The 9,760-nt window shown below is 68.9% G+C and carries 11 protein-coding genes; 1 reads left to right on the plus strand and 10 read right to left on the minus strand.

The features are described 5' to 3' along the window. Window positions 1-96: 96 nt before the first annotated feature. Window positions 97-390 (plus strand): hypothetical protein, encoded by a 294-nt coding sequence (locus ACTIFU_RS07245; RefSeq protein WP_439577629.1) that lies wholly within the window; start codon window positions 97-99, stop codon window positions 388-390. Here the strand turns inward: ACTIFU_RS07245 and ACTIFU_RS07250 are convergent. From ACTIFU_RS07250 to ACTIFU_RS07295, 10 genes are all read right to left on the minus strand, one after another. Next, the gene (locus ACTIFU_RS07250) at window positions 378-1,889 is read right to left on the minus strand and encodes a carboxypeptidase M32 (protein WP_439577630.1); all 1,512 of its coding nucleotides are present in this window, start codon (window positions 1,887-1,889) and stop codon (window positions 378-380) included. The two genes, ACTIFU_RS07245 and ACTIFU_RS07250, sit on opposite strands and share 13 nt — an antisense overlap. Continuing rightward, window positions 1,886-2,596 carry an SURF1 family protein gene (locus ACTIFU_RS07255; protein ID WP_439577631.1) on the minus strand — a complete coding sequence of 237 codons (711 nt, stop codon included), beginning with the start codon at window positions 2,594-2,596 and terminating at the stop codon, window positions 1,886-1,888. The genes ACTIFU_RS07250 and ACTIFU_RS07255 overlap by 4 nt, the downstream gene beginning before the upstream one ends. A gap of 19 nt (window positions 2,597-2,615) precedes the next feature. After that, entirely contained in the window at window positions 2,616-2,894 is a 279-nt protein-coding gene (locus ACTIFU_RS07260; protein ID WP_439577632.1) for a DUF983 domain-containing protein, read from the minus strand. 113 nt (window positions 2,895-3,007) lie between these two features. Next, window positions 3,008-3,850: a cytochrome c oxidase subunit 3 gene (locus tag ACTIFU_RS07265; protein WP_439577633.1), complete on the minus strand. Its 843-nt coding sequence runs from the start codon at window positions 3,848-3,850 to the stop codon at window positions 3,008-3,010. Between the two features lie 102 nt (window positions 3,851-3,952). Then, window positions 3,953-4,585, minus strand: a complete 633-nt coding sequence (locus tag ACTIFU_RS07270; RefSeq protein WP_439577634.1) for a cytochrome c oxidase assembly protein — start codon at window positions 4,583-4,585, stop codon at window positions 3,953-3,955. Further along, a complete protein-coding gene (locus ACTIFU_RS07275) occupies window positions 4,549-4,767 on the minus strand; it encodes a hypothetical protein (RefSeq protein ID WP_439577635.1) in 219 nt (72 codons plus the stop codon). Before ACTIFU_RS07275 ends, ACTIFU_RS07270 begins: the two co-directional genes overlap by 37 nt. 5 nt (window positions 4,768-4,772) lie before the next feature. Continuing rightward, entirely contained in the window at window positions 4,773-5,759 is a 987-nt protein-coding gene (locus tag ACTIFU_RS07280) for a heme o synthase (RefSeq protein WP_439577636.1), read from the minus strand. Between the two features lie 10 nt (window positions 5,760-5,769). Then, window positions 5,770-7,362: a cytochrome c oxidase subunit I gene (gene ctaD / locus ACTIFU_RS07285; RefSeq protein WP_439577637.1), complete on the minus strand. Its 1,593-nt coding sequence runs from the start codon at window positions 7,360-7,362 to the stop codon at window positions 5,770-5,772. 47 nt (window positions 7,363-7,409) lie between these two features. Continuing rightward, window positions 7,410-8,267: a cytochrome c oxidase subunit II gene (coxB, locus tag ACTIFU_RS07290; RefSeq protein WP_439577638.1), complete on the minus strand. Its 858-nt coding sequence runs from the start codon at window positions 8,265-8,267 to the stop codon at window positions 7,410-7,412. A gap of 170 nt (window positions 8,268-8,437) precedes the next feature. Further along, window positions 8,438-9,460, minus strand: a complete 1,023-nt coding sequence (locus ACTIFU_RS07295) for a TerC family protein (RefSeq protein ID WP_439577639.1) — start codon at window positions 9,458-9,460, stop codon at window positions 8,438-8,440. Window positions 9,461-9,760 lie beyond the last annotated feature (300 nt).

The following is a 9,760-nucleotide window of genomic DNA, read 5'->3' on the forward strand; positions in this document are numbered from 1 at the left end:
ATCGACTAAAGAATATCGGTATCCCGTGACTTTAAGAAGACGTTCCGTGCTCGCACGCCAAGCAGTCCCCACTGGGCGCAAACGGATGCTGCGGCAGTGCGCGCGCTGATGCGTGCGGCCTATGCGAAATGGGTTCCGGTGATCGGCTGCAAGCCGCTGCCGATTGCGGCGGCCGACGAGCACGCCGTGCAGGCGCATCGCATCGACCTGCTGGCCGTGGCGGGCGAGCATGCCGCGCTGATCGAAATGGTGCCTGAGGGGAACGTCCGGCTGATCGAGAACGTCGCGCTCTACCGTCGCCTCGGCTACCCGGTGGATCGCGAGGAGCGGTTCCGCGGGGGCATGACGGTGCATATGAGCAGGATGCTCGGGGCCGATCAGTCGAGGTAGCGCGCCTTCAGGTGGGCAGCGAACACCACCGGGTCGAGTGGACGCCCCGTGGCCGCCTGCATCAGCTCGTCGAAGCCGTAGCGCGCTCCATGCGCGTGCACGTTGGTGCGCAGCCATGACGTCAGTGGCGCGAGATCGCCCTCGGCGAGCCGCGCGGGGATCTCCGGCACCGCGGTGACCGCGGCAACGAAGAGCTGCGCGGCGCCCATCGCGCCGAGCGTGTAGGAGGGGAAGTAACCGAACGCGCCGTCGTACCAGTGGATGTCCTGGAGGCAGCCGCGCGCATCGTCCGGTACCTCGAGGCCAAGCAGCGTCTTCATCGCCTCGTTCCAGGCGCCGGGCAGGTCGGGTACGGCGAGCGCGCCCGCGATCAGTGCGCGCTCGAGCCGCCAGCGCAGGATGATGTGCGCGGGGTACGTCACCTCGTCGGCCTCGACGCGGATGAAGCCTGCGCTCACGCGGCGCCAGAGCCGCGCGAGATTGGCGGGCGCATACGGCGTGGGATCGCCGCCGAAGGCCGCATGCAGGCGTGGGCCGAGCCAGGAGAGGAACGCATCCGACCGGCACGCCTGCATCTCGACGATCAGGCTCTGGCTCTCATGCGCCGCCATGCCTGCCGACTCGCCGAGGGGCTGGCGCGCCCAGTCGCGCGGCAGGTTGCGCTCGTAGAGCGCGTGGCCGCATTCGTGCAGCACGCCGAGGATCGCCTGGGCGGCGTCGTCCGTGCGGTAGCGCGTGGTGATGCGCGTGTCGGTCGGTGTGCCGCCGCAGAACGGGTGCGTGCTCTCGTCGAGCCGCGCGGTGGCAAAGTCGATCCCGGCGCGCTCGGCCAGCATGCGGCAGAGCGCACGCTGCGCCTCGACCGGGAAGGGGCCGGCGAGGGGGATCGGTGCCGGCAGCGCGGCCTGGCGCTCCAGCACCTCCGGCAGCAGGTCGCGCAGCGCGACTTCGAGCGGACCGAAGATCTCGGCGACGCGCGCATCCGAAAGCCCGGGCTGGAACCCGTCCATCAGCGCGTCGTAGGGCGCAAGCCCCGTGGCGGCGGAGAGCTCGGCCGCCTGCTCGCGCGTCAGCCGCACGACCTCGGCCAGCAGCGGGGCGACAGCGCCGAAATCCGATTCGCGCCGCGCCGTGCGCCAGGCCGCCTCGCAGGCGCTGGTGGCCCGCGCGGTGGCCTCCACGAGTTCGGCCGGCAGGGCGGTCGCGCGCAGCTGCTTGCGCCGCATCAGCGCGAGGTTGCGCCGGTCATCCGCGCTCAGCAGCTCCGCGCGCTCCTCGGCGTCATCGAGATGTCCGGCCAGCTCCGGCGCGGTGATGAGCTGGTGCGACAGCCCTGCCAGTGTGGCCATCTGCTCGCCCCGTGCCGCCGCCGAGCCCGCCGGCATGGTCACCGAGGTGTCCCAGTGCAGGATCGAGGCGACCTCCTCCAGCGCGGCGATACGGGCGAAGCGGATGCGCAGCGCGTCGTAGGCATGCACAGCGTGGCAGACCTCGGTCATGCGGACCTCTCGTCGCGGAGCAGCCGGCGCGCCCAGACGATCCAGAACGCGACCAGGGCGAAGGCGAGCCCGTACCAGGTGATCGCGTAGCCGAGATGGTCGTTGCGCGGCATCTGCGGGCGGCGTTGCGGGATCGGCGGCTCCTCGCCCGGGCCGACCGCGGCGATGGCGAACGGCGTGGTGCGCGGCAGGCCCGCGGCCTCCGCCATGGGATCGGGCTGGAAGGCCCAGAAGCGGCGCTCGTCGGGCCTGTCGTCGGGGGTGAACCAGCCGCGCCGCTCGGGCAGCATCAGGAAACCGGTGACGGTGACCATGCCCTCGGGGTTGGGCACCGCGCGCGGCGCCTCATAGGGCACCCAGCCGCGCACCACCCAGACCGGTTCGCCGCGCTCGCGCATCAGCGGCGTGACCAGGAACGCGCCGAGCCGGTGCGCCCGCTGATGCACACCGAGCACGAAGGAGAGGTCGTGGCGGAACGTGCCGGTGACGGCGAAGCGGCGGAAGGCGAGGGGGACCGGATCATCGAGGGTTGCCGGCAGAGGCTCCGGCGGCAGCGCCTCGGCGGCGCGGAGCTGGGCGATCCAGGCATTCTTCCAGGCGAGCCGCTGCACCTGCCAGGTGCCGAGTGCCAGCAGGATCGCCAGCCCCACGGCGGCCGCCAAGGTGGGCCAGAGCAGGACGCGCCAGGCGGGACGGGTGGTCGTCATGACACGGAGATGGGTGGTCTCAGCCGGACTGCATCTCGTCGCGGCGGAGGCGGTACTGCAAGGCCACCAGCGCCGCCTTGGCCGGGCGCATCACCGCGACCGCGAGCGGCAGGGACACGACCGGCCACAGCACCGCGTGCACCCAGAGCGGCGGCTCATGGGTGAACTCAAGCCACATCACGCCCCCGATCAGCAGCGCGCCGAGCACGAAGATCGCGAGCACCGCAGGCCCGTCGCCGGCGTCATGCGCCTTGAGGTCAAGCCCGCAGACCCGGCAGGACGGCCGGATCGACAGCACGCCCTCGAACAGCGGACCGCGCCCGCAGCGTGGGCAGCGCCCGACGAGGGCTGCCCGCCAGACGGAAACGGGGGGCCAGGGCCCCCCGCTCGCGGTACCGCGCCCTGCAGCCATCAGTGCGGGGCGATCTCGCCGGCACCCCACCAGTAGATGCAGATGAACAGGAACAGCCACACCACGTCGACGAAGTGCCAGTACCAGGCGGCGGCCTCGAAGCCGAAATGCTGCTGCGGCGTGAAGTGGCCGCGGATCGCGCGCACGAGGCACACCGTCAGGAAGATCGTGCCGACGATGACGTGGAAGCCGTGGAAGCCCGTCGCCATGAAGAAGGTCGAGGGATAGACGCCTTCGCGGAAGCCGAACGGCGCGACGAAGTACTCGTAGGCCTGCACGCAGGTGAAGCTGATGCCGAGCGCCACCGTCAGCGCCAGCCCGCGGATCAGGTCGCGCCGGTTGCCCTCGAGCAGGGCGTGGTGCGCCCAGGTGACCGTGCAGCCCGAGAGCAGCAGGATCAGCGTGTTCAGGAACGGCAGGTGCCACGGGTCGAAGGTCAACACGCCCTGCGGCGGCCAGACCGTGCTCTCCTGCCCGGCGATGTGCTCGGGGAACAGCGCGAAGTGGAAATAGGCCCAGAAGAACGCGACGAAGAACATCACCTCGGAGGCGATGAACAGCATCATCCCGTAGCGCAGGCCGAGCCGCACCACGGGGGTGTGCAGGCCAGGGGTCCGGCTCTCCTTCACCACGTCGCGCCACCAGACGAACATCGTCGCCAGCACGGCGATGAAGCCGAGCACCAGGAACATCGGCGTCTGGTAGTGCATGAACTCGATCGCGCCAAAGGCGAGCAGCCCGGCCGCGGCTGCGCCCAGGATCGGCCAGGGCGACGGGTCGACCAGGTGATAGGGGTGCTTCATCCCCGAGGGCTCGATCGTCTCGCCGTGGCTGTCGCTCATCGCTTCCGTTCCGGTCTGTCGCACGTGCCGGCCCGAGTTCGCCCGCCGCGCCGCACCGCATCAATCCCCGAAATCGGCCGAGGGATCAAGCCGCCCCGAGGCTCAGCGGATCGAGCGCCGCTCGCCGGGGCGGGGTGGGGTGGTGTTGGGCGTGAACCCGCCGACATGCGGGCCCGCCGTGGCCAGCGCGCCGGCCTTCTCGGCGACCGCGAGACTGCGGAAGAAGGTGTAGCTCACGGTCACCACGCGCACGTCGCGCGTGGCCGGATCGTCGAACATCTTCGGATCGACCCAGAAGGCGAGCGGCATCTCGGCCTGCTGGCCCGGCGCGAGCGTCTGCTCGGTGAAGCAGAAGCAGGCGATCTTGTTGAAGTAGGGCGCGGCCTTCTCGGGCGTGACGTTGTAGGTGCTGATCCCGGTCACCGCCTCGTCCGAGTCGTTGCGGGCGGTGTAGAACGCGACGCCTTGCTCGGCGCCGTGCAGCACGATCTCACGCTGCACCGGGCGGAACGACCACGGCAGGTCGCGGTTGACATTGGCGACGAACTCGACGCGGATCGAGCGCGCGTCCGGCGAGGCCGGGACGTTGGCGTTGATCATCGGCGTGCCGCCGAAGCCCGTCACGCGGCAGAACCAGTCGTAGAGCGGCACGGCCGCATAGGCCGCGCCGAGCATCAGCCCGACCACGCCGACGCAGGTCAGCGCGACGGTACGATTGCGCCGGGACGGGACCATTGCTGCGGATCGCCGACCTCGGAGAGCCGGCTCATGGTGAGGGCATAGAACAGCGCGACGAGGCCGACCAGGACCAGGAACATCGCCCGGTTGCGCGCGCGCCGGCGTCGCGCGAGCGCATCCGACTGCTCGCGCGTCAGATGCCCGGGGTGGCCGACGGCCTGCGGATCCTGCTCCGACATGACGCCTAGATGGGGATCCACCCCGCCCCCGTCACCAGCCGGTCGAGCGCCAGCGCGCCGAACAGCGCGAACAGATAGGTGATCGAGAACCGGAACGCTGCCTTGGCCGGGCGGTCACCCGAGAGGCTGCCACCCGCTCCGTCCTGGCGGTCGCGCAGCACCGCGAGCGCATGGCGCAGGAAGGCCAGGCCCAGCAGCAGCGCCGCCGCACCGTAGAGGATGCCCGAGAAACCGAGCGCCAGCGGCCCCAGCGACACAGCGATCAGCACCACCGTGTAGATCAGGATCTGCCGGCGCGTCTCGCCCGCCCCGGCCACCACCGGCAGCATCGGCACGCCGGCGCGCGCATAGTCGGCATGCGCGAACAGGCTCAGCGCCCAGAAATGTGGTGGCGTCCAGAAGAAGATGATGGCGAACAGCACGACGGGGGCGAACTCGATCGAGCCCGTTGCCGCTGCCCAGCCGATCACTGGCGGGAAGGCGCCGGCAGCACCACCGATGACGATGTTCTGCGGCGTGCGGCGCTTCAGCCAGATCGTGTAGACGAACACGTAGAACGCGATCGACAGCGCAAGGACAAGCGCGGCCATCCAGTTCGCCGCGAGCCCCATCAGCAGCACCGAGAACACCGCGAGCGCGACGCCGTATCCGAGCGCGGCGTCGGGGCTGATGCGTCCGGCCGGGATCGGGCGCTGCGCGGTGCGACGCATCATCGCGTCGATGTCACGGTCGTACCACATGTTGATCGCACCCGCGGCCCCGGCTGCGAGCGCGATGCACAGCACCGCGATCGCCGCCAACACCGGATGCATGGGCTCCGGCGCGACGAGCAATCCGATCAGGCCAGTGTAGACCACCAGCGACATCACGCGCGGCTTGAGCAGCAGCAGCCAGTCGCGCGGCTCGCTGCCTGCATACTCCAGCACAGCATCGAGGGGGGCCTCGCAGGCCCCCCTCGCACCCCCCGCCTGACCTAGGACACGTTCGTTCATTCAACCGGACTCAGCGGATGCGCGGCAGTTCCTCGAACTGGTGGAACGGCGGCGGAGAGGAGAGGGTCCATTCGAGCGTGGTCGCACCCTCGCCCCAGTAGTTGTCCGCCAGCCTCTCCTTCGAGGCGAAGATCTTGTAGACGATGTAGAGGAACAGGATCGCCGAGGCGAAGCTGATATAGCTGCCGATCGAGGCGACCATGTTCCAGCCCCAGAACGCATCAGGATAGTCCGGATAGCGCCGCGGCATGCCCTGAAGCCCGAGGAAGTGCATCGGGAAGAAGGTCAGGTTCACGCCGACGAAGGTTGTCCAGAAATGGATGCGCGCGAGGAAGTCGTCGTACTGGCGGCCGGTCATCTTGCCGACCCAGTAGTAGAACCCGGCGAACATGGTGAACACCGCGCCGAGGCTCAGCACGTAGTGGAAATGCGCCACCACGTAGTAGGTGTTGTGCAGCACCGTATCGACGCCCGCATTCGCCAGCACCACGCCGGTCACGCCGCCGACGGTGAACAGGAAGATGAAGCCGACCGCCCAGAGCATCGGCACCTCGAGCCGGATCGACCCGCCCCACATCGTGGCGATCCAGGAGAAGATCTTGATGCCCGTCGGCACGGCGATCACCATCGTCGCCGCCATGAAGTAGGCCCGCGTGTCCACCCCGATGCCGGAAGTGAACATGTGGTGGGCCCACACCACGAACCCGACCACGCCGATCGCCACCATCGCGTAGGCCATGCCGAGGTAGCCGAACACGGGCTTGCGGCTGAAGGTCGCGATGATGTGGCTGATCATGCCGAACCCCGGCAGGATCATGATGTAGACCTCAGGGTGGCCGAAGAACCAGAACAGGTGCTGGTACAGCACCGGGTCGCCGCCGCCGGCGGGATCAAAGAATGCCGTGCCGAAGTTTCGGTCGGTCAACAGCATGGTGATCGCGCCGCCCAGTACGGGCAGCGCGAGCAGCAGCAGGAACGCCGTCACCAGGATCGACCACACGAACAGCGGCATCCGGTGCAGCGTCATGCCCGGCGCACGCATGTTCAGGATCGTGGTGATGAAGTTGATCGCGCCCAGGATCGACGAGGCGCCGGCGAGGTGCAGCGAGAAGATCGCCATGTCCACCGACGGGCCCGACTGGAACGTCGAATGCGCCAGCGGGGTGTAGACCGTCCAGCCCACGCCGGCGCCGTCGCCCACGAAGGCCGAGCCGAGCAGCAGGAAGAACGACGGCACGAGCAGCCAGAAGCTGATGTTGTTCAGCCGCGGGAAGGCCATGTCCGGCGCGCCGATCATCAGCGGCACGAACCAGTTACCGAACCCGCCGATCATCGCCGGCATGACCACGAAGAACACCATGATCAGGCCATGCGCCGTGACGATCACGTTCCAGCTCTGCCCGTCGGCGAAGTACTGCATGCCGGGGTTCTGCAGCTCGAGCCGCATCAGGATCGACATGAACCCGCCGATGAACGCGGCCACCACCGAGAAGATCAGGTAGAGGGTGCCGATATCCTTGTGGTTGGTGCTGAACAGCCACCGTGTCACGAAGCCGGGCTTGTGGTCGTGGTGGTCGTGGGCGTGCGCGTCGGCCGTTGCCATCTCGATCCGTCCTCAGAATCCGGGCCGCAGGGCCCGCTCTCCCATCGTCATTGCGGAACCTCGGCGACCCGCATCGTCTGGCCCGACGGCGGTGCGGCGGCGAAGCGCTGCTTCGCCTGTTCGAGCCACGTGGTGAACTCCGCCTCGGGCAGCGCGCGCACGACGATCGGCATGTAGGCGTGGTTCACGCCGCAGATCTGGTTGCACTGTCCGTAGTACACGCCCGGTCGGTCGGCACGGAACCACGTCTCCATGGTTCGGCCGGGGATGTTGTACTTCTGGATGCCGAGTGCCGGGACGAAGAAGCTGTGGATCACGTCGCGGCTGGTGATCAGCACGCGCACGTTCTTGCCCGCGGGCACGACCATCTCGTTGTCGACGTCGAGCAGGCGGAGCTTGCCCTGCGCCACCGCCTCGTCCTCCGGGATCATGTAGCTCTCGAACTTCAGCCCGTCGGCGTCGAGATATTCGTACTCCCAGGCCCACTGGAACCCGGTCACCTTCACGGTGATGTCGGGCTCCTCGGTCCGGTCCATGAAGTAGAGCAGCCGGAACGACGGCACCGCGATCACCACCAGGATGAGCACCGGGATCACGGTCCAGGCGACCTCGAGCAGCGTGTTGTGGCTGGTGCGCGAGGGGGTCGGGTTGCGGTCTGCCTTGAAGCGCCAGCAGACATAGGCGAGCAGTCCGAGCACGAACAGCGTGATCACGGTGATGATCACCAGCAACAAGTCGTGCAGCGACGCGACGCGCTCCTTCACCGGGCTCGCCGCCTGCTGGAACCCGAGGCCCCAGGGCGTCGGCACCCCTAGATCGGTCGAGGCCGCGAACGCGCCACCCGCCATCGCCAGGGCGACGACCCCCGCCAGACCGACGCCGACAACCCGACCGGACACGTGCATTCCGTCAACCCCGTTCCCGCCACCACGGCTTGCCCGCGTAGAGGCCCCGGCCCGTCAGCCGAGGCATTGTGCGGCGCCGCATCTCTCGCGCGTCCGGCGCGCCCGGTCAAGCATCGGCGACACCGGTCCGGACGCCCCGCCAACCGTGAATGGGGACGCCGGCCGCGCTGTCAATCCGGCGGGGCGGCGGGGCGGCGGCTGCGGGTGAACGGCACCCATCCGCGCCAGGCCTCCGCGAAGCCTTCGGCCGGGGCGCGCGCGGCGGTCTTGACCAGGCTCAGCACGATCGAGCCGCCGATGATCGCGACCGTCAGCAGCAGCGCATACTCCACCGGCACCGCCTTGCCGTCGGCCGCGTAGTTCGCAAGCATCTTCGCCCCGACGATCATCAGCACGATCGACAGCCCGTACTTGAGGTAGTGGAAGCGGTGGATCACGCCGGCGAGCGCGAAGTACATCGCGCGCAGCCCGAGGATCGCGAACACGTTCGCAGTGTAGACGATGAACGGGTCGGTCGTGATCGCGAAGATCGCCGGGATCGAGTCGAGCGCGAATACCAGGTCGGTGAGCTCGATCAGCACCAGCACCAGCGCGAGCGGGGTCAGGAACAGCCGACCCTCGCGGCGGACGAAGAACCGATCGCCCTCGTAGGTTTCCGTGACGCGCCAGCGCGACTTCACCCAGGCGAGCACGCGGTTGCTCTCGAGGTCGGGCTCCGTGTCGATCGCGCGCAGCATCTTCCAGCCCGACCAGATCAGGAACAGCCCGAACCCGACCATGATCCAGTGGAAGGTCTGGATCAGCGCGGCGCCCACCAGGATCAACGTGCCGCGCATCACCAGCGCGCCGATGATGCCCCAGAACAGCACCCTGTGCTGGTACCGCGCGGGCACCTGGAAGTGGCTGAACACCAGCACGAAGACGAAGATGTTGTCGACCGACAGCGACCACTCGATCAGGTAGCCGGTCAGGAACTCGAGCCCCTTCTGGCTCCGGATCTCAGGGGTGTCGCCGTAAAACGCGAAGATCCCGGCGCAGAACAGCATCGCGAGCACGAAGAAGGCGCCGGAGCGGACGAGCGCCTCCTTCACCGGGATCGCGCGGTCACGCTTCGTCAGCAGGCCGAGATCGAGCAGCAGCAGGAGCAGCACGGCCGCGTTGAACGCGGCCCAGAACCACCAGGGAGCGGACATCCAGACCTCCATCGCGCACCCGGACAGCGGCGCTGAGGCCGCCCGATGGATGGTGACGAGGTCCGACATCGCGGTCGCCGGGACGCGGCCTCGGGTGCATAGCCGCGCCGGACCCTCCGCCAGAGGGGCCCGGACCGAGGGGGGCTATAGCGGGACCGGCATCTGGGCGCAACGACGACGTCTGGACTTGCCGCGCGCGAGGGGCTGCACTGGCATGCGATGCGAGCGAGGGAGGACGGTATGGCTGATGTCGAGTGGGCGCGCATGACCGCGCCGGAGCTGAAAGCGCACGCCGCGCGC

Source organism: Elioraea sp. (genome assembly GCF_051860475.1).
In the GTDB taxonomy this organism is placed as follows: domain Bacteria; phylum Pseudomonadota; class Alphaproteobacteria; order Acetobacterales; family Acetobacteraceae; genus Elioraea.

What these genes read in the sequence shown, in the direction of transcription:
- ACTIFU_RS07250 (WP_439577630.1), bottom strand. Translation starts at nt 1,889, where the DNA reads ATGACCGAGGTCTGCCACGCTGTGCATGCCTACGACGCGCTGCGCATC.
- ACTIFU_RS07255 (WP_439577631.1), bottom strand. Translation starts at nt 2,596, where the DNA reads ATGACGACCACCCGTCCCGCCTGGCGCGTCCTGCTCTGGCCCACCTTG.
- ACTIFU_RS07265 (WP_439577633.1), bottom strand. Translation starts at nt 3,850, where the DNA reads ATGAGCGACAGCCACGGCGAGACGATCGAGCCCTCGGGGATGAAGCAC.
- ACTIFU_RS07270 (WP_439577634.1), bottom strand. Translation starts at nt 4,585, where the DNA reads ATGGTCCCGTCCCGGCGCAATCGTACCGTCGCGCTGACCTGCGTCGGC.
- ACTIFU_RS07275 (WP_439577635.1), bottom strand. Translation starts at nt 4,767, where the DNA reads ATGTCGGAGCAGGATCCGCAGGCCGTCGGCCACCCCGGGCATCTGACG.
- ACTIFU_RS07280 (WP_439577636.1), bottom strand. Translation starts at nt 5,759, where the DNA reads ATGAACGAACGTGTCCTAGGTCAGGCGGGGGGTGCGAGGGGGGCCTGC.
- ctaD (WP_439577637.1), bottom strand. Translation starts at nt 7,362, where the DNA reads ATGGCAACGGCCGACGCGCACGCCCACGACCACCACGACCACAAGCCC.
- coxB (WP_439577638.1), bottom strand. Translation starts at nt 8,267, where the DNA reads ATGCACGTGTCCGGTCGGGTTGTCGGCGTCGGTCTGGCGGGGGTCGTC.
- ACTIFU_RS07295 (WP_439577639.1), bottom strand. Translation starts at nt 9,460, where the DNA reads ATGTCCGCTCCCTGGTGGTTCTGGGCCGCGTTCAACGCGGCCGTGCTG.